The 23818-nt window shown below is 67.9% G+C and carries 20 protein-coding genes; 10 read left to right on the forward strand and 10 right to left on the reverse strand.

Going from position 1 to position 23818, the window contains the following annotated elements:
• Nucleotides 1–354: 354 nt before the first annotated feature.
• From ACFYO1_RS24175 to ACFYO1_RS24185, 3 genes are read left to right on the forward strand one after another with little or no spacing between them, the layout of a single operon-like run.
• Nucleotides 355–1185, forward strand: a complete 831-nt coding sequence (locus ACFYO1_RS24175; protein ID WP_387234962.1) for a hypothetical protein — start codon at nt 355–357, stop codon at nt 1183–1185.
• Between the two features lie 30 nt (nt 1186–1215).
• Complete coding sequence (locus ACFYO1_RS24180; RefSeq protein WP_387234965.1) at nt 1216–3156, forward strand: fumarate reductase/succinate dehydrogenase flavoprotein subunit; 1941 nt, start codon at nt 1216–1218, stop codon at nt 3154–3156.
• Nucleotides 3157–3158: 2 nt separating this feature from the next.
• Entirely contained in the window at nt 3159–3905 is a 747-nt protein-coding gene (locus ACFYO1_RS24185; protein ID WP_150400398.1) for a succinate dehydrogenase/fumarate reductase iron-sulfur subunit, read from the forward strand.
• Between the two features lie 56 nt (nt 3906–3961).
• On the opposite strand, the gene ACFYO1_RS24190 is transcribed toward ACFYO1_RS24185, so the two are convergent.
• The 3 genes from ACFYO1_RS24190 to ACFYO1_RS24200 form a co-directional block, all read right to left on the reverse strand.
• Nucleotides 3962–4117: a hypothetical protein gene (locus ACFYO1_RS24190; protein ID WP_364725454.1), complete on the reverse strand. Its 156-nt coding sequence runs from the start codon at nt 4115–4117 to the stop codon at nt 3962–3964.
• A gap of 77 nt (nt 4118–4194) precedes the next feature.
• A complete protein-coding gene (locus ACFYO1_RS24195) occupies nt 4195–4419 on the reverse strand; it encodes a DUF397 domain-containing protein (protein ID WP_387234969.1) in 225 nt (74 codons plus the stop codon).
• A 92-nt stretch (nt 4420–4511) separates the two neighbouring features.
• Complete coding sequence (locus tag ACFYO1_RS24200; protein WP_387234972.1) at nt 4512–5438, reverse strand: helix-turn-helix domain-containing protein; 927 nt, start codon at nt 5436–5438, stop codon at nt 4512–4514.
• 332 nt (nt 5439–5770) lie between these two features.
• Between ACFYO1_RS24200 and ACFYO1_RS24205 the strand changes: the two genes are divergently transcribed.
• The 3 genes from ACFYO1_RS24205 to ACFYO1_RS24215 all read left to right on the forward strand — a co-directional run bounded on the left by ACFYO1_RS24205 (nt 5771) and on the right by ACFYO1_RS24215 (nt 7915).
• Nucleotides 5771–6088, forward strand: coding sequence for a hypothetical protein (locus ACFYO1_RS24205; RefSeq protein ID WP_387234975.1), 318 nt, complete (start codon nt 5771–5773; stop codon nt 6086–6088).
• The gene (locus ACFYO1_RS24210; RefSeq protein WP_387234978.1) at nt 6088–6294 is read left to right on the forward strand and encodes a hypothetical protein; all 207 of its coding nucleotides are present in this window, start codon (nt 6088–6090) and stop codon (nt 6292–6294) included. The genes ACFYO1_RS24205 and ACFYO1_RS24210 overlap by 1 nt, the downstream gene beginning before the upstream one ends.
• A 91-nt stretch (nt 6295–6385) precedes the next feature.
• On the forward strand, nt 6386–7915 hold the full coding sequence (locus tag ACFYO1_RS24215; protein WP_387234982.1) for an alpha/beta fold hydrolase: 1530 nt from the start codon (nt 6386–6388) through the stop codon (nt 7913–7915).
• A gap of 26 nt (nt 7916–7941) precedes the next feature.
• Here the strand turns inward: ACFYO1_RS24215 and ACFYO1_RS24220 are convergent, their stop codons facing one another.
• Together ACFYO1_RS24220 and ACFYO1_RS24225 are read right to left on the reverse strand one after the other, a co-directional pair.
• Entirely contained in the window at nt 7942–9168 is a 1227-nt protein-coding gene (locus ACFYO1_RS24220) for an NAD(P)/FAD-dependent oxidoreductase (protein ID WP_387234985.1), read from the reverse strand.
• Between the two features lie 134 nt (nt 9169–9302).
• Nucleotides 9303–11183 (reverse strand): ABC transporter ATP-binding protein, encoded by a 1881-nt coding sequence (locus ACFYO1_RS24225; RefSeq protein WP_387234988.1) that lies wholly within the window; start codon nt 11181–11183, stop codon nt 9303–9305.
• A gap of 142 nt (nt 11184–11325) precedes the next feature.
• Between ACFYO1_RS24225 and ACFYO1_RS24230 the strand changes: the two genes are divergently transcribed.
• Complete coding sequence (locus tag ACFYO1_RS24230) at nt 11326–14157, forward strand: FAD-binding and (Fe-S)-binding domain-containing protein (protein ID WP_387234991.1); 2832 nt, start codon at nt 11326–11328, stop codon at nt 14155–14157.
• A gap of 360 nt (nt 14158–14517) precedes the next feature.
• Nucleotides 14518–15465: a DNA-3-methyladenine glycosylase family protein gene (locus ACFYO1_RS24235; protein WP_387234994.1), complete on the forward strand. Its 948-nt coding sequence runs from the start codon at nt 14518–14520 to the stop codon at nt 15463–15465.
• 4 nt (nt 15466–15469) lie between these two features.
• On the opposite strand, the gene ACFYO1_RS24240 is transcribed toward ACFYO1_RS24235, so the two are convergent.
• From ACFYO1_RS24240 to ACFYO1_RS24250, 3 genes are all read right to left on the reverse strand, one after another.
• A complete protein-coding gene (locus ACFYO1_RS24240; RefSeq protein ID WP_387234997.1) occupies nt 15470–16189 on the reverse strand; it encodes a TetR/AcrR family transcriptional regulator C-terminal domain-containing protein in 720 nt (239 codons plus the stop codon).
• A 141-nt stretch (nt 16190–16330) separates the two neighbouring features.
• On the reverse strand, nt 16331–17326 hold the full coding sequence (locus tag ACFYO1_RS24245; RefSeq protein WP_387235000.1) for an oxidoreductase: 996 nt from the start codon (nt 17324–17326) through the stop codon (nt 16331–16333).
• 50 nt (nt 17327–17376) lie between these two features.
• On the reverse strand, nt 17377–18447 hold the full coding sequence (locus tag ACFYO1_RS24250; protein ID WP_387235003.1) for a DNA polymerase IV: 1071 nt from the start codon (nt 18445–18447) through the stop codon (nt 17377–17379).
• Between the two features lie 77 nt (nt 18448–18524).
• Between ACFYO1_RS24250 and ACFYO1_RS24255 the strand changes: the two genes are divergently transcribed.
• A complete protein-coding gene (locus tag ACFYO1_RS24255; RefSeq protein ID WP_387235005.1) occupies nt 18525–19082 on the forward strand; it encodes a TetR/AcrR family transcriptional regulator in 558 nt (185 codons plus the stop codon).
• Nucleotides 19079–19510 (forward strand): PaaI family thioesterase, encoded by a 432-nt coding sequence (locus ACFYO1_RS24260; RefSeq protein ID WP_387235007.1) that lies wholly within the window; start codon nt 19079–19081, stop codon nt 19508–19510. Before ACFYO1_RS24255 ends, ACFYO1_RS24260 begins: the two co-directional genes overlap by 4 nt.
• A 57-nt stretch (nt 19511–19567) precedes the next feature.
• Here the strand turns inward: ACFYO1_RS24260 and ACFYO1_RS24265 are convergent, their stop codons facing one another.
• A complete protein-coding gene (locus tag ACFYO1_RS24265) occupies nt 19568–21190 on the reverse strand; it encodes an FAD-dependent oxidoreductase (protein ID WP_387235010.1) in 1623 nt (540 codons plus the stop codon).
• 96 nt (nt 21191–21286) lie between these two features.
• Nucleotides 21287–23647 carry an endopeptidase La gene (lon, locus tag ACFYO1_RS24270; RefSeq protein ID WP_387235356.1) on the reverse strand — a complete coding sequence of 787 codons (2361 nt, stop codon included), beginning with the start codon at nt 23645–23647 and terminating at the stop codon, nt 21287–21289.
• Nucleotides 23648–23818: the final 171 nt, after the last annotated feature.

The following is a 23818-nucleotide window of genomic DNA, read 5'->3' on the forward strand; positions in this document are numbered from 1 at the left end:
GTGGGTATCAGCGCACGTCAGCGGGTACATCTCGGGAGAAGATCACCACAAATATGTTGCCTCCGTGTGACAACCGGCGCGTCGCGATTTCGACCTCAGGTTTCGTTCGGCCGGGCTGTCCTCGAATGCTGTTCTGTTTTAGTCGAGTTCGAAAAGTTTGCGGTCCGTTCACCGCTCTACGGTGACAGTTGAAACTTCGGCCAATGTGGCGCAAATCACGGGCATTCACCCGGACCCGGTATGCCGGGACCCCGCTCGAGCGATAGCGGGGGTGTCGTATGGTGCTGGGCATCACATTCGAATTGCGGAGGTATCGATGACCAACCGCACAGCAGATCAGCGAGGCATCCACCTGTGAGTGCCGCACCGACCACCACCTCGGAAACGGGGACCGGTGTCTTCAGCAAGACCAGGGCCCGAATCTCCGAACGCACACTACGCACCGACCGATGGTGGGTTCCACCGCTGGTCACGGTGCTGGGTCTGGGTGCGTTCGTCATCTACGCGACGGTCAGATCCTTTGTGCGCACGGCATATTGGGTCTCCGACTACCACTACCTGACGCCGTTCTACTCGCCGTGCCTGAGCACCTCGTGCGTCGAAGGCTCCAGCCACTTCGGCACGCCGTTCGGCGATCTGCCCACGATCATTCCGCTCGGCTTCGTGGTGCTGCCGTTCCTGCTCGGCTTCCGGCTGACCTGCTACTACTACCGCAAGGCCTACTACCGGGCCGTGTGGTTCTCCCCGCCGGCCTGCGCGGTCGCCGAGCCGCATGCCAAGTACACCGGCGAGACCCGGCTGCCGCTGATCATCCAGAACGCGCACCGCTACTTCTTCTATGTGGCCGTGGTGGTTTCGGTGATCAACACCTACGACGCAGCCGTCGCGTTCCACGGCAAGGACGGCGGCTTCGGCCTCGGTCTCGGCAACGTCGTGCTGTGGCTCAACGTGATCCTGCTGTGGGCGTACACGTTGTCCTGCCACTCCTGCCGGCACATCGCGGGCGGACGGCTCAAGCACTTCTCCGCCCATCCGGTGCGCTATTGGTTCTGGACCCAGGTCTCCAAACTGAACACCCGGCACATGGCCTTGGCCTGGACCACCCTCGGCACCCTCGTGCTGACCGACTTCTACGTCATGTTGGTTGCCAGCAAGACGATTTCGGACTTGCGGTTCATCAACTGATCCGCCCCAACCCCAGGAGTATTCGCGGCCATGCCAGAAGTGGAACGGCACAAGTACGACGTCGTCGTCATCGGGGCCGGTGGCGCAGGATTGCGCGCGGTGATCGAGGCCAGAGAACACGGCCACTCCGTCGCGGTGGTGTGCAAGTCCTTGTTCGGCAAGGCGCACACCGTGATGGCCGAGGGCGGCTGCGCCGCGTCGATGGGCAATGCCAACGAAAAGGACAACTGGCAAACGCATTTCAAGGACACGATGCGTGGCGGCAAGTTCCTGAACAACTGGCGCATGGCCGAACTGCACGCCCAGGAGGCGCCCGATCGGGTGTGGGAACTGGAAACCTATGGGGCACTGTTCGATCGGACCGCCGACGGCCGGATCAGCCAGCGCAACTTCGGCGGCCACACCTACCCGCGGCTGGCACACGTCGGTGACCGCACCGGCCTGGAGATCATCCGCACCATGCAGCAGAAGATCGTCTCGCTGCAGCAGGAGGATTTCGCCGCGACCGGCGACTACGAGTCGCGGATCAAGGTCTTCTCCGAATGCACCGTCACCGAACTGCTCAAGGACGGCGACCGGATCTCCGGCGCGTTCGGCTACTGGCGCGAATCCGGCCGCTTCATCCTGTTCGAAACGCCCGCAGTGGTTTTGGCGACCGGCGGCATCGGCAAGTCGTACAAGGTGACCTCGAATTCCTGGGAGTACACCGGCGACGGCCACGCGCTCGCGCTGCGCGCCGGGGCCACGCTGATCAACATGGAGTTCCTGCAGTTCCACCCGACAGGCATGGTCTGGCCGCCCAGCGTCAAGGGCATCCTGGTCACCGAGGGTGTGCGCGGTGACGGCGGCGTGCTCAAGAACACCGACGGCAAGCGGTTCATGTTCGACTACATCCCGCCGGTGTTCAAGGGGCAGTACGCCGAGACCGAGGAGGAGGCCGATCAGTGGTTGCGCGACAACGACTCCGCGCGCCGAACCCCTGACCTGCTGCCCCGCGACGAGGTCGCGCGCGCGATCAACGAGGAGGTCAAGGCCGGCCGCGGTACCCCGCACGGCGGAGTGTTCCTCGATATCGCCTCGCGCATGCCCGCCGAGGAGATCAAGCGCCGCCTGCCGTCCATGCACCACCAGTTCAAAGAGCTTGCGGACGTGGACATCACGGCCGAGCCGATGGAGGTCGGTCCGACCTGTCACTACGTGATGGGCGGGGTCGAGGTCGATCCCGACACCGGCGCCGCGACGGTTCCCGGTTTGTTCGCCGCGGGTGAGTGTTCCGGCGGCATGCACGGCTCCAACCGGCTCGGCGGCAACTCGCTGTCGGACCTGCTGGTGTTCGGCCGCCGGGCCGGCTTGGGCGCCGCGGCGTACGTCGAACAGCTCACGGAGCGGCCGACGGTCACCGATGCCGACATCACGGCGGCGGCGAAGATCGCGCTCGCGCCGTTCGATCCGCCCGCCGAGGGCGCGGGCGAGAACCCCTACACCCTGCACACCGACCTGCAGCAGACGATGAACGACCTGGTCGGCATCATCCGCAAGGAGCACGAGGTGCAGGAGGCGCTGACCAAGCTGGCCGAGCTGCGCGAGCGGTTCAAGCAGGTCACCGTCGAGGGCCATCGCCAGTTCAACCCGGGCTGGCATCTCGCGCTGGACATGGAGAACATGCTGCTGGTCAGCGAGTGCGTCGCGAAGGCGGCGTTGCTGCGCACCGAGAGTCGCGGCGGGCACACCCGCGACGATCATCCGTCGATGGATCCGGACTGGCGGCACAAGCTGCTGGTCTGCGCGGTGGATCCGAGCACGGCGGGGGAGACCATCCCGGCGGTCACGGTGACGCCCAAGGATCAGACCCCGATGCGGCCGGAACTGCTCGCCCTCTTCGACCTCGGCGAGCTGGAGAAGTACTACACCCCGGCCGAGATCGCCGGGCATCCGGCGCAGGCCGGGAAATCGACTGAGCGAGAGGCGTAGCGATGGGTTACGACGCCAAATTCCGCGTGTGGCGCGGCGACCTCGACGGCGGTGAGCTGCACGACTTCACCGTCGCGGTGAACGAGGGTGAGGTGGTGCTCGACATCATCCACCGGTTGCAGGCCACGCAGGCGCCCGATCTGGCGGTGCGCTGGAACTGCAAGGCGGGCAAGTGCGGCTCCTGCTCGGCCGAGGTGAACGGGCGCCCGCGCCTGCTGTGCATGACCCGGATGTCCACCTTCACCGAGGCCGACGTCATCACGGTCACCCCGATGCGCACGTTCCCGGTGATCAAGGATCTGGTCACCGACGTGTCCTTCAATTATCAGAAGGCACGCGAAATTCCGTCGTTCACCCCGCCGGCTGATCTCAAGCCGGGCGACTACCGGATGAAGCAGATCGATGTGGAGCGCTCGCAGGAGTTCCGCAAGTGCATCGAATGCTTCCTCTGTCAGGACACCTGTCACGTGGTGCGTGACCACGAGGAGAACAAGACCTCGTTCGCCGGGCCGCGGTTCCTGATGCGGATCGCGGAGCTGGAAATGCATCCCTTGGACGTGGCCGATCGGCGCGATCTGGCGCAGGACGAGCAGGGGCTCGGCCTCTGCAATATCACCAAGTGCTGCACCGAGGTCTGCCCGGAGCACATCAAGATCACCGATAATGCGCTCATCCCGATGAAGGAGCGCGTCGCGGACCATAAATACGATCCGCTGGTGTGGTTGGGTAACAAGCTGTTTCGGCGCTGACCGGCTGGTTCAACGCTGACGATGTGCCCTCCGGCCTTGCCGGGGGGCACATCCGTTTACAACATGGCCACCACCGCGACGGCCACAACGCCGACGAGCAGGCCGATGACCAGCGACGACATCAGCGATCCGGTGAGAATGAACAAACCGATCGCCGTCACGGCAAACAGCAACGCGACGATCAGCCATTCGACCCAATCCCCGGGTCGCAATTTCTTGTACCTGGAGTGGGAACCTTTGAGCCCACGGTCCACAAAGAGTGGGCTACCCCATTGTTATAGAAGCGAAACTATTCGGGACGGTCGAACTCGCCGTCGTGCACGCCCGCGGTGAACGCGGCCCATTCCGACGGCGTGAAGACCAGCGCGGGACCGTCGGGATTCTTGCCGTCGCGCAGGCCGATGTGGCCGTCTGCCAGCAGGGCTACCTCGACGCTGTCCTTACCCTCGCCGTTGCCCGCCTTGCGCCAGGTCGCGCCGGAAAGATCAACTTTCGCGCCATTGTCGATGCTCACGACTGCAACTCCTTTGTCGGAGCCAGGTCGGCAAACGGATGCCATAACCCCGGCTGTGAACGTAATTTATTGCGCCCCAATAAGTTGACTACTCATGCCGCGAACTCTTTGGCCAGTTGCCTGAGCAGCTGCCTGCTGGCCGGGATATCCAGCGCGGCGCGCTGCAAGCTCTCGTGTGCCCGATGGTACCGCTGCACATCGACCGGGCGTTCGAGATACAGATCGCCGGTGAAGCCCTCCACGTACACCACCGGCGGCTCTACCGGCTGTCCCTTGCTGTCGGTGCCGAACTCCAGCACGGTGAACGGCCCGGTGGAATCGCCCAGCGGTATGCCTGCCGCGAACGGCAGGATGCGCACCGAGACGTTGTCGCTGGTGCTCAGGTCCGCGAGGTGCCGGAGCTGGGCTGCCATCACCTTCGCGCCACCGACCACCCGGCGCAGCACCGACTCGTGCAACACCACGGCAACCGTCGCGGGGGAGCACTTGCGGGTGATCAACGCCTGTCGCTGTAACCGCAGCTGGACGCGGCGCTCCAATTCCGCCGCCGAATCGTCGGGATAGCCGAGACGATGCAGGGCCCTGGCGTAGTCGGCGGTTTGCAGCAGACCGAGCACCAGTTCCGAGTGGTAGGAACTCAGTTGCTGGGCCGAGGCCTCCAAACCCACATAGACGTCGAAGTTTTCGGGGATCAGGTCGCCGTAGGCATGCCACCAGCTCTTCACCGCGGCCTGCTGGGCCAGGCCCTTGAGCCCGTCGGCGAGCTGCTCATGGATGCCGTAGATGCGGCACAGTTCCTGGATGTCGATGGTGCGGATGCGGTCGGCCTGCCCCTTTTCCAGCCGTTGCAAAGTGCTTGCGCCCCATTCCATCAGCCGTGAGGCCTCGGCGATGGTGAGCCCCGCCTGGGTCCGCCAATCGCGCAGATAACGGCCTAGTTGCCTGCGCGGTAGAGTCGAGGAGCCGCTCTCGGTACCGGTCGGTTTGTCGAACCCCCCGGACGATCGCTCCGAACTCACTGACGTTCTTGCCGAACTCGCTGACACAGCACGCTCCGTTCTGTGTTCTGCTGCTCACCGGCGATTTTGCGGGGGCAACCAGCAAGCTCGGTTCCCCGTCACTTCGCTTGGGCAGCGGGCTCTTTCGTCCACTATGGAGAATCCTCCCCTCCCGGCTGGTTTTCGTGCTGGGAATTCGCGCGAAATCTTTGGATATCCATCGCGGGCGTTGTTTCGGGCACCAGGCAATGGTGTGCTGGAAGTATGCCCGGACGGACCGAACGCCCTCCCCGGCGTCCCCGCCTCGAAACTTCCGGGCCCTCAGCAAGAGTCGCCCGCAGGAACGAGGAGTCATGGCTGTACATGTCATTGCGTCGTCCTTGATGACCAGCGATCTCACCACGCATCGAGCGCGCAGTGTAGGAAACGGAAGCTGGGTGGTCTCCTACCTTCCCGGCCGCACCCTGAGCTGTGCGCAAGCCGTTGCCGCACTGCGCGTTGCCGAGGTGGTGCCGTCACTGCTCGATCTGGTCGGTGAGCTCGCCGACGAGGTCGGGCTGACCGCGCTGGAGGCGGTCGGGATGGCGGTGCGGCCGTCCGCCTGGCCGGAGGAGCCGACACCGGCCCGACATCGATGGGCCGGGCACCCGCAGCCGGCGGGGGTCGCCTGATGCAGCTCACGAACCTGAACATGCATGTGGCCGCGATGCTCGCCTGTGGCGCCGATCCGGGCGTGCTGAACATCGAACAGGCCCATGCGGCAATGCAATTGCACCTCGACTGCACCGTGGACCGCTGCCGGGTGCGGCGGCGGGCGCGGGCGACGCTGGTGGAGGCGGGCAAGTGCGTGCTGGACGAGCGCGCGCTGCCGTCCTGAGCAATAGCCACGGTCGACCGGCGGAATAGCTACGGCCGACCCGCACCGCGCCGATCCGCTACCGTTCTCTGCGCGAGACGGTATGTGAGAGGTGGGTCATTTGTTGGTGCGGGTGTTGCGGCGGTCGGTGGCGGTGATCGCGGTGTCGGTGCTCGCCGTCGTGCCTGTGTACAGCAATGCCGCGCCGGGAGACGATGCGCGCCCGGCCGGCCTGGACCGGTTCTACAGCCAGCAGCCACAATGGCATCCCTGCGGTATCGAGAACCTGGACAAGGCCGGCGGCGAGTGCGCCGATCTGACGGTGCCGCTCGACTACGGGCGACCCGACGGCCGGACCATGACCGTGGCGATCTCGCGGGTCAAGGCCACCGAACCGGCTCGGCGCCAAGGGATTCTGCTGGCCAATCCGGGTGGGCCCGGTGGCGAGGGACTGGACAGTATCGATCTGCTCGGTGATGTGCTGACGCCGGACGTCCTGGCGACGCACGATCTGATCGGGATGGATCCGCGCGGGGTCGGGGAGTCGGGGCGCAGTCCGCGCTGCGGGTGGCCGGTCGGGGAGATGATCCGTTCGGCCGGGCTGGATCCGCTCGGTTTCGTGCACGACACGGTGCAGTCGGCGGGGATGGCCGCGGGTTGCCTGGTGCACGACCCGGAGATGATGCGGCAGTTCACGACTCGCAATACCGCCAGGGACATGGACGTCGTGCGCGGGGTGCTCGGCGAGCCGACGATCGACTATTACGGGGTGTCCTACGGCACCTACCTCGGTGCGGTGTTCACCCAGCTGTTCCCGCAACGCAGCGGGCGGATCGTGCTGGACAGCGCGATCGACCCGGACCGGTATTGGGAAGGGCTGGTTCAGGATTGGGGTCCGGCCGACGAGCGGGCGCTGGACGACTGGGCGACCTGGGCCGCGACGAAGGACGACACCTACCGCTTCGGCGCGACGCCGCAACAGGTGCGGGCCACGGTGGAGGGTTTGGTGCGGGCCGCGGCGCGGCAGCCGATCGTCATCGACGGCTTCGCGATCGACGATCATTGGCTGCCGTTCGTGCTGCACGGGATGCTGATGAACTTCCGGCTGAACGAGGCCCTGGCCGATACCGTGCGCGAAATCGCCGATGCCGCAGGCGGTCCGCCGGCCACGGCGCGCTCACCTCGGCTCACGGCGATTCTGACCGCGTTGCGCGACGGGGAGAACTCGACGTTGGCGCAGATCGCCTGCGCAGACGCCGGGGTGCCCCGGGATCCGGGATGGTACTGGCGCAATATCGAGGAGACTCGTTCCAGCCAGCCGGTATTCGGGGCGATGGCGGGCAACATTCAGCCGTGCGCGTTCTGGGCGGGACCGGTGGAACCCGCGACCGCGGTGCGTAATTCGGTGCCCGCGCTCATCCTGAATTCGACCGGTGATCCGCGGACGCCGTATGCACATGCGGTTCGGTTACATCAGGACATGTCCGGGTCGCGGCTGGTCACGTTGCAAGATGTGCGTATTCACCTGACCTTTCGGCCGGGTCTCAGTTCGTGTGTGAACGACGCGATCAATACGTACTTCGGTTCGGGTGCGTTGCCTGCGGAGGACACCACCTGTTACGCGGATCGGCCGAGTCCGTAGCGGGCCGGCGCGAACCGTCATCGTGGTCAGCGGGAAGCGCTCAGATCGCCGGCATCGGTGTAGGGGTTGTCGTCGACCCAGGGTTGACCGTCGAGGAATCGGGTCGACCGGAACGGTGTGAGATCCACCAGTTCCGGTGCGCCTTCGGTGATCCATTCGGCGAGGCAGATGCCGATCGCGGGGGCCGTTTTGAAGGAGGTACCGCTGTCGCCGGTCATCACCCAGAGCCCAGGGACGGCGGGCACCTGATCGATGATGGGGTGACCGTCCGGGCTGCGCATATATGCTCCCGCCCAGCCGCCGCGCATCGTTGCGGCGGCGAAGCCGGGAAACCGGTGAGCCAGCACCGCCCTGGCGCGGGTGATCGCGGGTGCGTCGATGGTTTCGTCGGCCTCGTCCGGATCGGCCGGGCGGGCCGCCGAGCCGAGCCCGACCAGTGTTCCGGCGCCGTCCTCCGGCCGGAACCAGGAGCCGCGCGTCGAATCGACGAGGACCCGATGCTTCCGGCTGGGGTCGACGGTGGCGGGCCAGCGGAAGATCACCACCTGGCTGCGCACCGGGACCAGGCCGAAGTCGAGTCCGAGCGGGCGCAGGAGGCGATCGGACCAAGCGCCCGCGGCGAGGACGACGGTGCCGGTCGAGATCGGTCCCGCCGAGGTGACGACGCCGGCGACCCGGTCGCCACCGGTCACGATCCGGGCCGCCGGGGTGTCGGTCAGAATCGTCACGCCGAGTTTCCGGGCCGCCTCGGCGAGACCGTAGAGCGCTCCGTTGGGATCGGCGACTCCCGAGCCGGGTTCGAACGCCGCGACGGTCAGGTCGTCGGTGCGGATCAGCGGTTCGATGGCGCGCAGCTCGTCGGCGGTGACGACGCTCGTCTCGATCCCGATTGCCTGCTGCGCCGCGACATTCGCGCGCAGCCGGGCTTCGTCGCGCGGCGCCACGAGGCGCAGGAAGCCGACCGGATCGAAGCCGGGTGAGCCCGCGCCGACCTCGTCGCCCCACGCGCGGAAGATGCGCAGGCTCTCGTGGGCGAGCCGGGCCTCGGGCACGTTCGCGTAGTGGCAGCGGATGAGGGCACCCGATTTTCCGGTCGCTCCCGCGCCCAGCTGCCGCCGCTCGACCACGACGACATCGCGCACGCCCCGTTTCGCCAATTGCAAGGCGGTAGATATGCCGACGATACCGCCGCCGATAATCACGACCTCGGCCGTTTTCGGCTGCTGGACCGCCATTACCGCCCTTTCGCTCATCGCCCGTGATCGTCGATCGCGAACGAACTTACGCGGAGCCGGTCAACCTGTGCCGCACCCCGATGTTTCCTGCTATTCGGTGTGTCGGGAGCTAGGTGTCGCACCGCGGTTTGCAGGCGGTCGAGCCGCTTCGGTCAGGCGGCTGCCGTTACCGGTTCGTCGGCGAACTGGGTGCGGTACAGCTCGGCGTAGCGGCCTTCTTCGGCCAGCAGCTGAGTGTGCGTGCCGCGCTCGATGATTCGGCCGTCCTCCATGACCAGGATCTGATCCGCCGCGCGGATGGTGGACAGCCGGTGTGCGATCACCAGGGCGGTCCGGCCTACCAGGGCTTCCGAAAGTGCCTCCTGGACAGCGGCTTCCGAGGTCGAGTCGAGTGAGGCGGTGGCCTCGTCGAGGATGACCACGCGCGGCTGCTTGAGCAGCAGGCGGGCAATGGTGAGGCGCTGGCGCTCGCCGCCGGAGAGGCGGTAGCCGCGTTCGCCGACCACGGTGTCCAGGCCGTCCGACAGCGATTCGACCAGGTCGCGTAACCGGGCCCGCTGCAACGCGTCCCACAGGTCCGCCTCCTGCGCCGCCGGGCGGGCGAGCAGCAGGTTCGCCCGGATGGTGTCGTGGAACAGGTGCCCGTCCTGGGTGACCAGGCCGACGGTGTCCCGGATCGACTGGCTGGTCAGGTCGCGCACATCGGTGCCGTTCAGCCGCACCGCGCCGGCGTCCACGTCGTACAGGCGGGAAACCAGCTGGGCGACAGTGGATTTGCCGGCACCGGACGAACCGACCAGCGCGACCAGCTGTCCTGGCTCGGCGCGCAGCGACACGTCGTGCAGCACGTCGACGCCGCCGCGGGTATCCAGGGTCGCGACATCCTCCAGCGAGGCCAGCGACACCTTGTCCGCCGACGGGTAACCGAAGGTCACGCCGTCCAGTTCGACCGCGACCGGTCCGTCCGGCACGGCGACCGCGCCGGGGGCGTCCTCGATCAGCGGCTTGACGTCGAGCACCTCGAAAACCCGCTCGAAGCTCACCAGCGCCGCCATGATCTCCATCCGGGCGCTGGCCAGCGCGGTCAGCGGCGTGTAGAGCCTGGTCAGCAGCAGCGACAGGGCCACGACGGCGCCGGCGTCCAGCTGTCCGCGCAGCGCGTACCAGCCGCCGAGCCCGTAGACCAGGGCGACCGCCAGCGCCGAGACCAGGGTGAGCGAGGTGACGAAGATGGTTTGCAGCATCGAGGTGCGCACGCCGATGTCGCGCACGCGGCGGGCGCGCAGGGCGAATTCGCTGGATTCCTGCTGCGGCCGGCCGAACAGTTTGACCAGCGTCGCGCCGGGCGCCGAGAACCGCTCGGTCATCTGGGTGCTCATGGCGGCGTTCAACTTGGCCGCCTCGCGCTGCATGTCCGCCAGCCGGTTGCCCATCCGCCGGGCGGGCAGCACGAACACCGGCAGCAGGATCAGCGCGAGCAGGGTGATCTGCCAGGAGATGCTGAGCATCACGCCGAGCGTGAGCGCGAGGGTGACCAGGTTGGCGACCACGCCGGAGAGCGTGTCGCTGAACGCGCGCTGGGCGCCGATCACGTCGTTGTTCAACCGGCTCACCAGTGCGCCGGTCCGGGTGCGGGTGAAGAACGCGATCGGCATCTTCTGCACGTGATCGAAGACCGCGGTGCGTAGATCGAGGATCAGGCCTTCTCCGATGCGCGCGGACAGCCAGCGGATGACCAGCCCGAACGCGGCGTCGAAGACCGCGAGCGCCGCGATGATCAGGGCCAGCTCGACCACGACCCGCGGCGCGGCCCCGCCGACGATGTTGTCGACCACCCGGCCGGCCAGCACCGGCGTGGCGACGGCCAGCAGTGCCGACAACACGCTGAACACGAGGAACACGCTGATCCGGCGCCGGTGTGGCGCGGCGAATCGGAGGATGCGCCGCGCGGTGGCCAGGCTGAACTGCCGCTGCTCCTGTGGCGCGTTGGCCCGCCGGTACATCTGGCTCCAAGCCACCGATTCGATACTCACGTTCTCTCTCCCTCTCGCTCCCCACCCATCAAAGCCCTCGGCACCGACACTAAGACCTCAACAAAGGTTGAGAGCAAGCCCATCCGCCGGATCCGGATTCCGCGCACAGCGAAATCTCCGCGCTCGCGCCTAGGCTGGCCGGGTGACCAAGGACCGGGTGGTGCAGGCGCTGAGCGGCAGGCTCGGCGATGTGGTCGACGCGTCCGAGCGGCGGCGAGCGGAGTATTCGTCGGACGCCTCCAATTATCGGGTGTTGCCGCGGGCAGTGGTATTTCCCCGGTCGGACGAGGATGTGGCCGTCGCGCTGGAGCTCGCCAGGGACAACGGGCTCCCGGTGACCGCGCGTGGCGCCGGGACCTCGGTGGCGGGCAATGCGATCGGTCCGGGGCTGGTGCTGGACTTCAGCAGGCACCTGAATCGGATCCTGGAACTGGACCCCGAGGCGCGGGTCGCCAAGGTGCAGCCCGGCGTCGTGCTGTCGGAATTGCAGCGCGCCGCGCGGCCGCACGGGCTGCGGTTCGGACCGGATCCGTCCACCCAGAACCGGTGCACGCTGGGCGGCATGATCGGCAACAATGCCTGCGGGCCGCGCGCGGTGGCCTGGGGGCGCACCTCGGATACGGTGCGGGAACTGCGGATTCTCGATGGGACGGGGACCGAGCGGACGCTGGCCAACGATCCGGCGGTGCTGCCGGGGCTCGCCGAGTTCACCGCGGCGAATCTCGCGGTGCTGCGCACCGGTTTGGGCCGCTTCGAGCGCCAGGCCTCGGGTTACGGGCTCGAACATCTACTGCCCGAACGTGGTTCGGCGGTGGCCAAGGCGTTCGTCGGGTCCGAGGGGACCTGCGGGTTGCTACTCGACGCGACGGTCGAGCTGGTCGCGCTGCCGAAGGCCGCAGTGTTGACGGTGCTCGGCTATCCCGATATCGCCACCGCCGCGGACAATGTCGCGGCGGTGCTGGCCTGCCGGCCGACCGCGGTCGAGGGCATCGACGCGCGGCTGGTCGACGCGGTCCGGGCCCATCGTGGCACCGTTGCGGAACTGCCGCGCGGGGGCGGGTGGTTGTTCGTGGAAACGTCGGGCGAGACGCCCGCGGAAGCGTTGGCCGTGGCCGAGCGGCTGCGCCGGTCCGTCGACGCGCTCGATTCCCGCATCGTCACCGATCCTGCTGCGGCGGCGGCACTCTGGCACATTCGCGCCGACGGTGCGGGCCTGGCCGGCCGCACGCCGGACGGTCAGCCGGCCTGGCCGGGCTGGGAAGACGCGGCGGTGCCGCCGGAACGGCTCGGCGCCTATCTGCGTGATTTCGCCGATCTGACCGCCGAGCACGGCGTGGACGGCCTGCTGTACGGCCATATCGGTGACGGTTGCATTCACGTGCGGCTGGATCTCCCGATCGCCGATGCGCCGCAACGCTTCCGGCGCTTCCTGTTCGACGCCGCCGAACTGGTTGTCCGGCACGGTGGTTCGCTGTCCGGCGAGCACGGCGACGGGCGGGCCCGCTCGGAGCTGCTCTCGCTCATGTACTCCCGCGATGTGCTCGACGTATTCGCCGGATACAAGGCCCTTTTCGATCCCGCCGGCGTACTCAACCCCGGGGTGCTCGTCGAGCCACGACCGATCGATGCCGATCTGCGACTGGCCGGTCTGCCGTTGCTACCCGCCTCGGGCGGCTTCGCGTTCCCACACGACCACGGCGATGTGAGTACCGCGGTGCACCGCTGCGTCGGCGTCGGCAAGTGCCGGGCCGATACTCGCGCCGCCGGTGGATTCATGTGCCCGTCGTATCTGGCCACCAAGGACGAGAAGGACAGCACCCGTGGCCGGGCCAGGGTGCTGCAGGAGGTGGTGCGGGGCGCGCTGCCGTGGTCATCCGACGCGGTCGCCGAGTCGCTGGATCTGTGCCTGTCCTGCAAGGCCTGTCGCTCGGACTGCCCGGCGGGCGTCGACGTGGCGGCCTACAAAGCCGAGGCGCTGTACCGCCGATACCGGCGCCGTCCGCGTCCGATCGACCACTACTCGCTCGGCTGGCTGCCGCGCTGGCTGGCCCTGGCGACCCGTCTGCCGCGCACCGCCAACCGGCTCGCGGGCAACCCGGTATTGCGCCGGATCGGGTTGCGCGCGGCGGGCATTGATCCCCGTCGCGAAGTGCCCCGGCTGGCGGATCGCAGCTTCCGCCGGATGTGGGGCGACCTCGGTGGAGTGGTCCCGCCCGCGGTGCCGGGGCGCGTGGGCGATATCTCGTCCACCGCAACGGAAGTCGGCACCGACCGCCCCGACGTCATGCTGTGGGTCGACACTTTCACCGACGCCTTCGATCCCGAGATCGCATGGGCGGCAGTGCGATTGGTGCAGTCGCTCGGTTACCGGGTGCGGATTCCCGGCCGGCGCGTGTGCTGCGGGCTCACCTGGATCAGCACCGGTCAGCTGGACGGCGCCCGCGCGCGACTGCGCGCCACGGTGGACGCACTCGACGAACACGTACGCGGCGGCGGCATCGTGCTCGGGCTGGAACCGTCCTGCACCGCGGTGTTGCGTTCGGACCTGCCCGAATTATTGCCGGAGGACCCGCGCGCGGCCGCGACGGCCGAGGCCGTGCGCACGCTCGCCGAGTTCCTGGCCGAACAACCGAACTGGCAACCGCCACCATCACAGGGCCGCACAGTTGTGGTTCAGCCACATTGTCACCAGCACGCGATTATGGGATTCGACGCCGATCGCCAGCTATTAGCCACAATGGGAATCAATGTGACTGAAATCACCGGGTGCTGTGGTCTCGCGGGAAACTTCGGAATGCAGCGTGACCATTACGACATTTCGGTCGCGATAGCCGGGAACGGCCTGCTATCCGCGCTGCGCACCGCCGGCCAGGAATCGGTCCTGCTCGCGGACGGCTTCTCCTGCCGCACCCAGGCGGCGCACCTGGCCGGGCGCCGAGCCCGCCATCTGGCCCAGTTCCTGCTGGAGCAGTGAGCTTTCGCGCGCTCGCCGGGCCACCGCCGCGGCGAGTGCGCGATACCGGTCAGCTACCGAACGGCAGGGTGCCGGGCGGAATCTGATAACCCGAACTGCCTGCGGAAACACCACCCCAGGCGTTGAGCAACCAGTTGAGCAAGTTGGTGATCATTCGATACCTCCACGTGGCGACTGCCAGCTGTTTGCCGATCGGAACGAATATCGCCACATCCATTCTTCGTGTTACAAAATACCGGGGACCTGCGGTCATGCATATCCGGTATCGAATAGCGCCGAATCGCGTTGTGCGCGAGTAGTTTCTCGATCGATCGTGGCCTGACCCACATTCCGGGGCAGGGCATCGGGCAGAATGGTCCGATGCGTAACGCGACGGCCGAACCGGTAGGGGACCCCACCGGTCTGGCCAGGACCGTGACGTCGGACCGCCCGATCGACCTGGCCGCCACCATTTCCCCGCTGCGCCGCGGCGCCGGCGATCCGTGCCATCACACGACCCGCGACGGCGCGCACTGGCACGCCTCCCGCATGCCCTCGGGCCCGGTCACCTACCGGCTCACCCAAGCCGGACCGGCCGCGGTGCAGGGCAAGGCCTGGGGTCCGGGCGCCGAGGAATTCCTCGACGGGCTCGACCACATGCTGTGCCTGGACGAGGACGTGCACGGCTTCGTCCCGGACCACCCGAAGCTCGTCGAGGCGCATCGCCGCTTCCCCGGATTGCGCATGCTGCGCACCGGCCTGGTCTTCGAGGCGCTGGTCCCGGCGATCATAGAGCAGAAGGTGCACAACATCGCGGCCCGCGATTCCTGGCGAAAGCTGGTGCGGCAGTTCGGCGATCCCGCTCCGGGACCGGCCCCGGAGAGCCTGCGGCTGCCGCCCGAGGCCGATACCTGGCGGCGGGTGCCGTCCTGGGCCTTCCATCGAGCCAATGTGACCCCGCAGCGGGCGCAGACGATCGTGCGGGCGGCCAGGGTGGCGAGCTCACTGGAGCGCACGGCCGGCGTCGACCCCGCCGAGGCCGCGCGCAGGCTCCGGTCGATCCCGGGGATCAGCGTGTGGACCGCCGCCGAGACGGCGCAGCGCGCGTTCGGCGACGCGGACGCGCTGTCGATCGGCGACTACAACCTCGCGCCGATGATCGGCTGGACGCTGCTCGGCCATCCGATCGACGACGACACCATGGTCGAATACCTGGAACCCCTTCGGCCGCACCGCTATCGGGCGGTGCGACTGCTGGAGGTCAGCGGGCAGGCGTTCAAGCCGAAGTTCGGGCCGCGCACTCCGATCACCGACCACACCTGGCACTGACGCCTCAGCCCAAGCGAGCGCCGAGCCCGTCCAGCACGCGGTCCAGACCGTAACGGAACTTCCGGTCGCGCCGCTCGGCCGGATCGGCATCCAAGTCCGCGTCCTGTTGGAATCGTGGGTAGTCCTTGGCGGCCTGCTCGACGGCGGGCCACAGCTGCGCGACGAACTCCGGCTCGGTCTGCCCGGAGCGGGCGAGGGTCGCCAGCCAGGCGGCTTCGGAGATGCCCATCCCGACGACGTAACTCATGACGGCACTGATCGCGTCGCCCGTCTCCGCCGCCGGAAAGCCGCCGGCCTCGAACAGTCCCACCAGGCCGTCGTTGAGCCGCATGACGTTCGGGCCCAGGTAGGACAATCCGACCTGGCCGAGGGTCGAGGCCATCCACGGGTGCCGCAGGATCATCGCGCGCAGGCTGTCCGCGGAGTCCGCGGTGGCCGTGCGCCAGGCCGCCGGGTCGGTGATCGCCGGCACCCGGATCTCGCCGTAGACCTCGTCGACCACCAGCTCGATCAGCTCGTCGCGGTTGGCCACGTGCCGGTAGAGGGACGTCGCGCCGGCATTGAGCCGGGCGCCGAGCTGGCGCATGGTGAGCGCCTCCATACCTTCCGCGTCCAGCAGGGCGACCGCTTCGGCGACGATCTGCTCCCTGGTCAGCGCGGGCTGTTCCCTGCCTTTGCGCGGACGCGTCCACACCGATCCGACCTGCTGCTTTTCGACGGCCACGCCGACTCCCTTCAATTGCCACCACAGTAGCGCACGATGTTCGCATGTGCGTACAGACACTAATTATGCGTACGTCGTTCGCGACGAACATCGGGAGAAGAGCGTTATCACCTTCCAGTGTGTGAAATTAGTTCTGCGCGTTCAGAATTCGCCGAGGACACGGAAGACGGTGCGCCCGGTGTGGGTGCCGGCCTGGATGGAATGCAGCACCTGCTCCGCATCGGTGATCGGCGCGAACTGGGTGAGCGCCGAAAGGTGTTGCGGCCGAAGCTCGTTCGCCAGGCGGGTCCACAACTCACGGCGCTTCTCGATCGGCACGAACACCGAATCGATGCCGAGCAGGTCCACGCCGCGCAGGATGAACGGCAACACGGTGGTCGGCAGGCCGGAACCGCCGGTCAGGCCGCTCACCGCGACCGCGCCGCCGTAGCCGATGGCGCTGAGGATGTAGGCGAGCGACTTGCCGCCGACGCTGTCGATCGCGGCGGCCCAGCGAGCCTTGTTCAGCGGCCGCGGCTTGGCGTCGGGGTCTTCCGGCAGCCGGCCGATGATCTCGTTCGCGCCGAGTTCGCCGAGCAGATCGCTCGCGTCGGTCTTGCCGGTGGAGGCGACGATCTCGAAACCGAGGCCGGACAGGATGTCGATGCTCACGCTGCCGACGCCGCCGGTCGCGCCGGTGACCAGCACCGCGCCCGTTTCCGGCGTGATGCCGCGGTCGAGCAGCGACTGCACGCTCAGGCCGGCGGTGAAGCCCGCGGTGCCGAGCGCGGCCGCGTCCCTGGGGCTCAGGCCGTCCAGCTTCACCACCCAGTCGGCGGGCACCCTGGCGTACTCGGCGAACCCGCCGTTGTGCGAGACGCCGATGTCGTAGCCGTGCGCGACCACCAGGTCACCGGGGGTGAAGTCGTCGTCCTCGGAGGCGACCACCTCGCCGGTGATGTCGATGCCGGGCACGATCGGGTACTTCCGCACCACCCCGCCACCGGGGGTGATTGCCAGTCCGTCCTTGTAGTTCGCGCTGGAGAAGTGCACCTTGATGGTCACCTCGCCAGGCCCGAGGAAATCGTCTCCGACCTCCTGCTTGGTCAGAACGATCCCGCTGTCCGATTCATGCGCCACCATCGCCCAGAACTCCATGCGACGAGCATACGAGCGTCTGTCCCAGACCGCGCAGCTCCCGGGCCGGTCTACTCCGGGACCAGCTCGAGGCGGACGCCGAGCAGGCGAATCGGCCGATCGAGGGTGAAGCGGTCGATGATGCGCAGCGCGGCCTCGGTGATCTCGGCCGGATCGATGCTCGGCACCGGCAGTTTTTCCTGTTTGCTGCGGGTGTAGAAGGTGTTGGTCCGGACGGTGACCGACACCCGGGTGCCGACGCGGCCCGCCTCGGCCATTTCCTCGGTCACCTCGGTGGCCAGCCGGGCCACCTGGGCGCGGATCTCGGCGGGGTCGGTGAGGTCGTGCGGGAAGGTCTCGGATTTGCTGCGGCCCAGCGGGACTCGCGGCTCCGTGGTGACGTCGGTGTCGCCCTTGCCGTGGCCGAGGACCCAGAGGTAGGGGCCGGTGTTCGGGCCGAATTCGGCGGCGAGGCGCTGCCGGTCCGCGGCCATCAGGTCGGCGACGGTGCTGATGCCGAGGTCGGCGAGCCGGGTGGCGATCCGGCTGCCGATGCCCCACAGGGCATTTGTCGGACGGTGCGCCATCACCTCGGTCCAGTTCGCGGCGGTGAGGCGGAAGACGCCGGTGGCCGCGCCCGCGTCGTCCGCTGGTCCGGCACCGGACTTGCCGGTCGATTTGGCCAGGCCGGTGGCGAGTTTGGCGGTGAGCTTGTTGTCGCCGATGCCGATCGAGCAGGACAGTTCCAATTGCGCTATCGCGGAGCGGATTTCGCCCGCGAGAGCTTCCGGATCGTCGGTGTCGGCGGCGAGGAACGCCTCATCCCAGCCCCACACCTCGACCCGGCCGGGGAAGGTGCGCAGCAGCGACATGACCTCGTCCGAGGCCTCCTCGTAACTGACCATGTCCAGGGGCAGGAAAACCCCTTCCGGGCATTTGCGCTGAGCACTGCGCAGCGCCATCCCCGCCCGCACACCGAACGCGCGAGCCGGATAGGACGCGCAGGTGACCACCTTGCGCGGCTCGGCCGGGTCGCCGTTGCCGCCGACGATGACCGGCAAGCCGCGCAGCTCCGGGTGACGGCGGAACTCCACCGCCGCCTGGAACTGATCGAGATCGACATGCAACAGCCATCTGGCCATATCACCGTCTTACCCCACCGGTGTGACAGGAGCCGGGAACTATTGCGCCGTCAGCAGAACAGAACTAAATTCTGTTTGTGAAGATTCGAGATCGGTTGCTGTTGGCGGCTGAGCGGCAGTTCGCGGAGCGGGGGGCGTTGGATGCGACGCTGGCGCAGATCCGTGAGGCCGCCGGGGCCAGCGTGGGCGCGCTCTATCACCACTTTCCGGACAAGGCGGATCTGTACCGGCAGGTGTGGGCGAATGCGCTGGTCGACTACCAGCGGCACTTCTGGTCGGCGGTCGGCGACAGTTCCGATGCTCGGGAAGGGGTTGCGGCGGGGGTGCGCGAACACCTGCGCTGGGTTGCCGACAATCAGTACCGGGCAAAGGTTCTGCTGTCCGCGCGGCCGCCGGGGGTGCGGGAGAGCGACAGCAATCGCGAGTTCCTGCGCAATGTCGCCCGCTGGTGGCGTACGCACGCCGGATACGGTGCGGTGCGCGACCTTTCGCTCGATCTGGTCTACGCGCTGTGGCTGGGGCCGGCGCAGGAATACGCGCGGCATTGGCTGAGCGGCGACCTGGTCGCCGCGCCCACCGACATCGCGGACGAACTCGCCGACGCGGCGTGGCTGACCCTGGGGACCAACGGATGATCATCGATATCGACCTCGCCAAGCAGGTCCTCGCCGCGCAACCGTTCGCCGAGTTGGTCGGCACGGAGATCGCCGAATTCGGCGACGGCACAGTCACTCTGGTGATCCCCATCCGCCCCGAACTAGGCCAGCAATTCGGCTTCGTACACGGCGGGGTGCTGTCCTACGCGGCCGATAACGCGCTCACCTTCGCCGCGGGCACCGCGCTGGGCGCGAATGTATTGACCGGTGGCTTCACTATCACCTATCTGCGCCCCGCCAAAGGGATTCGGCTGCGAGCCGTGGCCACCGTCACCGGCGCCACCCGGCGTCAGGCCGTGGTGTACTGCGAGATCTATACCGAGGAGGCCGACGGCCAGACGGTGCTGTGCGCGGTGGCGCAGGGGACGGCGCGCAGTGTCGAGCGGGAGCTGTCGGGCCACGCGTGATCGCCTGTCCGCGTTACCGTCCCGGGTCGGGAATGGAGGGGTGTCTGCCCGGTTCGCCTACCAGACGGCGGCCGTCGATTCTTCGAGAACGTTTGCGCCACAGGACGGGTCGCCGACGAGGTGACGCAACGCTGCGGTGAGCGTGCCCGGCGAGAGGTCCGCGTCGGAGCGGCCCGCGACGATTCCGTCCGGGCGGACCAGCAGTGCGCTGCCCTCGGGCAGGCCGGTGCGCGTTGCCCATTCGGCCATCGGCAGCGCGTGCACGACGATGTCGATCCCGGTCTCCCACTGCGCTTCGGCGACGGCGTCGCGCCACGCTGCCGAGGTGCCCGTGACCAGCAGGGCGAAACCGGGTCCGTTCAAGTCCAGGGTCGAGATCTGCTGTGACCGGTCGATCCACACGTGCGGGACCCGAGTACCGATCTGGCCGGTCAGCTCGTCGACATGCGGCGTACCCGTGCTCTCGCCGAGGAGTGCGGTGGAGGTGTACCGGTAGCGGGTCATGACCGTGTCATTGGTCAGTTGCCGAGCGAGATTCGTTGCGTTGTCCGGTGTTTCGATACGGTAGCGGGTGTTGACATCGGTGCCGAGCCGGGCCTGTTCGGCGGCGACGATCGCCCGGGGCCTGCGTTCGGACTGGTAGCTGTCGAGCAGCGCAGGCCCGGCCGTGCCGGACAGCACCGAGGCCAGTTTCCAGATCAGGTTGTGCGCGTCCGCGATTCCGGTGTTGGCGCCGTAACCACCCGACGGCGCGTGCCGGTGCGCGGCGTCACCGACCAGGAAGATCCGGCCGCGGCGGTACTCGTCGGCGACGAAAACGCCGGTGTCCCAAGAGGACTTCGCCAGCACCTCGACCTCGATGCCGGGCACGCCGACGGCGGCGCGGACCAGCTCGACGCAACGGTCCACGGGGTAATCGGCGAGACCCTCCCGCGCTGCATCGTATTCGAAGTGGAACGACCACTCGTCGGTGTTGTTCTTCGCCAGCACCAGGCCGCGCATCTGGTTGTTGACGATCTCGCACTGACTGAAAGTGCGACCGTCGAGCACCTCGGTGAGGTCGGTGCGCACGAAGACATTGATGTTGTGGTGCGTCGGCGGCAGCTCCCAGCCGGTGATCCCGAGCTCTCGCCGGATCGGGCTGTTCGCGCCGTCGGCCGCGATCAGGTAATCGGCCCGGATGATCGAGACCTCACCCGCCTGATCCCGCACGGTCGCGGTGACCCCGTACCCGTCCGGCACGAACTCGGTCAGCTCTGTCCCGAACCGCAGGTCACCGCCGCGCTCGCGGGCCAGATCGGCCAGCAACGGCTCGAGCTGCGCCTGCGGCAGGAAACAGAAACCCGACGGGCTCGGCTCGCGATCGGCCAGGCTCTGCACCACGTTGCCGGGATCGAGTTGCTCGGCCGTGATCAACGTGGCACCGCGGCGCGCGCCGCCGAACCGGCCCCCTTTCCACTCGGCCGCAGCCACCCGCTGCACCCGCTTGTCGATGCCGATCTGGCGGAACAGCTCGACGGTCCGAATGTGCAGGCCGCGCGACCGTGGCAGCACCGACGCGCCCGTCCGCTTCTCCACGAGCACGAACGGCACCCCGTGATACTCGAGGAACAGGGCAGCGGACAGACCGACCAGACCGCCGCCGACGATAAGCACGGGCACTTGCTGCGTCGAAGTCATGCTCAGATGGTGTGCCCGGCCGCTTGCACCGCCCTTGCATGCCGATTACACGCGAACGGGCCGGGCACCCTGCGGTGCCCGGCCCGTTCACCCGCGTCAGGCGGTGGCCGCGAAGGTCCGACCGTCGAGGGCCGGTTCGGCGACCGGCTCGATGGCGTAGGCCAGGATGTCGGCCACGTCACCGACGGGGCGGACATCCAGTGCGGCAAGCACTTCGGCGGGGACGTCGTCCAGGTCCGGCTCGTTGCGGGCCGGGATGAACACCGTCTTCAGTCCGGCCCGCTGGGCGGCGAGCAGCTTCTGCTTGACGCCGCCGATCGGCAGCACCCGTCCGTTCAGCGTGACCTCACCGGTCATGCCCACGTCCGCGCGCACCTGCCTGCCCAATGCCAGCGACACCAGCGCGGTGACCATGGTGACGCCCGCCGACGGTCCGTCCTTCGGGACCGCGCCCGCCGGGAAGTGCACGTGGATGTTGCGATCCAGCACCGACGGTTCGATGCCGATCTCCTCCAGGTGCGAGCGCACGTAGGTCAGCGCGATCTGCGCGGACTCCTTCATCACGTCGCCGAGCTGACCGGTCAGGGTCAGCGAGCGCTCGCCCTCCGCGACGTTGGCCTCGATGTAGAGAACGTCGCCGCCGAGGCCGGTGACCGCCAGTCCGGTCGCCACACCCGGGACCGCGGTGCGTTCCACCGAGTCGGGGGTGAAGCGCGGACGGCCCAGGTAGTCCTTCAGCTCACCCAGGTCGATGATCAGCGACTGCTGTTCACCGGCTGCGGATTTCGCCAGCGCGTCGTAACCCAGCTCGGCGTCGTAGCCGAGATCGTTGGCCGCCGGACCGATTCCGTTCTCGGACAGTCGAGTCGCGGCCTTGCGCAACGCCTTCGCGATCAGGCGCTCCATCTGCCGCACGCCGGCTTCCCGGGTGTAGTTGGCGGCGATCTCGCGCAGGGCCGCGTCGGTGATGGTCACCTCGTCGGTGGTCAGCGCGTTGCGCTCCAGCTGCCGGGGCACCAGGAAGTCGCGGGCGATGCCAACCTTGTCGTCCTCGGTGTAGCCGTCGACGGTGATCAGCTCCATCCGATCCAGCAGCGGGCCGGGGATGGTGTCCATGACATTGGCGGTCGCGATGAACAGCACGTCGGACAGGTCCAGATCCAGATCCAGGTAGTGATCGCGGAACGTGTGGTTCTGCGCCGGATCCAGCACCTCGAGCAGCGCGGCCGCCGGGTCGCCCCGGAAGTCCGAGCCGACCTTGTCGATCTCGTCGAGCAGGACAACGGGATTCAGCGAACCCGCCTCCTTGATCGCGCGGACGATGCGGCCGGGCAGCGCGCCGACGTAGGTGCGCCGGTGCCCGCGGATCTCCGCCTCGTCGCGCACGCCGCCGAGGGCGACCCGGACGAACTTGCGGCCCATGGCGCGAGCCACGGATTCACCCAGCGAGGTCTTGCCGACACCGGGCGGACCGACCAGCGCGAGCACCGCGCCCGAACCACGTCCGCCGACCACCTCGAGCCCACGCGAGGCCCGCCGGGAACGCACCGCCAGGTATTCGACCATCCGGTCCTTGACCTCGTCCAGGCCGTGGTGGTCGGCGTCCAGCACCGCGCGGGCGGCCGAGACGTCGGTGCTGTCCGTGGTTTTCACCGTCCACGGCAGCTCGAGCACGGTGTCCAGCCAGGTCCGGATCCAGCCCGATTCCGGGCTCTGATCGCTGGCTCGCTCCAGCCTGCCGACCTCGCGCAGCGCCTCGGCGCGCACATTGTCGGGCAGGTCGGCCTGTTCGACCCGGGTGCGGTAGTCGTCCGCACCGTCCGGCTCGTCCTCGCCGAGCTCCTTGCGAATCGCGTTGAGCTGCTGGCGGAGCAGGAACTCGCGCTGGCTCTTTTCCAGGCCCTCGCGGACGTCGTCACTGATCTTCTCGGTGACCTCGGCCTCGGCGATGTGGTCCTTGGTCCACTCGATCAGCCGGTTCAGCCGCTGGACGACGTCGGGGGTCTCCAGCAGTTCGCGCTTCTGCTCGTCGGTCAGGTAGGGCGCGTAGCCCGCGGTGTCGGCGATGGCCGACGGATCGGTCAGCTGGTTGACCGCGTCGATGATCTGCCAGGCCTCGCGGCGCTGCAACACCGAGACGACCAGCTTCTTGTATTCGGCGGCCAGCTCCTTCGTCCGGCCGTCCGGCGTCGGGATCTCGACCGGCTCGGCCTCGACCCACAGCGCGGCCCCGGGCCCGGTCACCCCGTGCCCGATCTTGGCGCGCCGCTCGGCCTTCAGCACCGCCGCCGGCGCGCCGCCGCGCATCCGGCCGACCTGTTCGATGGTGGCGACCACGCCGTAGGAGGCGTAGCCCTCGGTCAGCCGCGGCGCCAGCAGCACCGCGTCAGTCTTGGCCGCGCGCGCGGCGTCGATGGCAGCCTGCGCCGATTCGTCCAGTTCGATGGGCACGACCATGCCCGGCAGCACGATCGGATCGGTCAGGAACAGCACCGGCAGGTTCTGTGGTGTAGTCACGTGTTCGACCCTTCCAAAAGTTGAGCGATACCAACTCAACCCCACCCCTCCCCCCTTTGTTCCGGATACCTCCCCACGTTCGCTGTGGGCGAAGAAGGACACTCTTCGCCC

Source organism: Nocardia sp. NPDC006044 (genome assembly GCF_042871115.1).
In the GTDB taxonomy this organism is placed as follows: domain Bacteria; phylum Actinomycetota; class Actinomycetes; order Mycobacteriales; family Mycobacteriaceae; genus Nocardia.

What these genes read in the sequence shown, in the direction of transcription:
- ACFYO1_RS24205 (WP_387234975.1), top strand. Translation starts at nt 5,771, where the DNA reads ATGGCTGTACATGTCATTGCGTCGTCCTTGATGACCAGCGATCTCACC.
- ACFYO1_RS24250 (WP_387235003.1), bottom strand. Translation starts at nt 18,447, where the DNA reads ATGGCCAGATGGCTGTTGCATGTCGATCTCGATCAGTTCCAGGCGGCG.
- ACFYO1_RS24260 (WP_387235007.1), top strand. Translation starts at nt 19,079, where the DNA reads ATGATCATCGATATCGACCTCGCCAAGCAGGTCCTCGCCGCGCAACCG.
- ACFYO1_RS24210 (WP_387234978.1), top strand. Translation starts at nt 6,088, where the DNA reads ATGCAGCTCACGAACCTGAACATGCATGTGGCCGCGATGCTCGCCTGT.
- ACFYO1_RS24245 (WP_387235000.1), bottom strand. Translation starts at nt 17,326, where the DNA reads ATGGAGTTCTGGGCGATGGTGGCGCATGAATCGGACAGCGGGATCGTT.
- ACFYO1_RS24180 (WP_387234965.1), top strand. Translation starts at nt 1,216, where the DNA reads ATGCCAGAAGTGGAACGGCACAAGTACGACGTCGTCGTCATCGGGGCC.
- ACFYO1_RS24185 (WP_150400398.1), top strand. Translation starts at nt 3,159, where the DNA reads ATGGGTTACGACGCCAAATTCCGCGTGTGGCGCGGCGACCTCGACGGC.
- ACFYO1_RS24220 (WP_387234985.1), bottom strand. Translation starts at nt 9,168, where the DNA reads ATGAGCGAAAGGGCGGTAATGGCGGTCCAGCAGCCGAAAACGGCCGAG.
- ACFYO1_RS24265 (WP_387235010.1), bottom strand. Translation starts at nt 21,190, where the DNA reads ATGACTTCGACGCAGCAAGTGCCCGTGCTTATCGTCGGCGGCGGTCTG.
- lon (WP_387235356.1), bottom strand. Translation starts at nt 23,647, where the DNA reads ATGGTCGTGCCCATCGAACTGGACGAATCGGCGCAGGCTGCCATCGAC.
- ACFYO1_RS24235 (WP_387234994.1), top strand. Translation starts at nt 14,518, where the DNA reads ATGCGTAACGCGACGGCCGAACCGGTAGGGGACCCCACCGGTCTGGCC.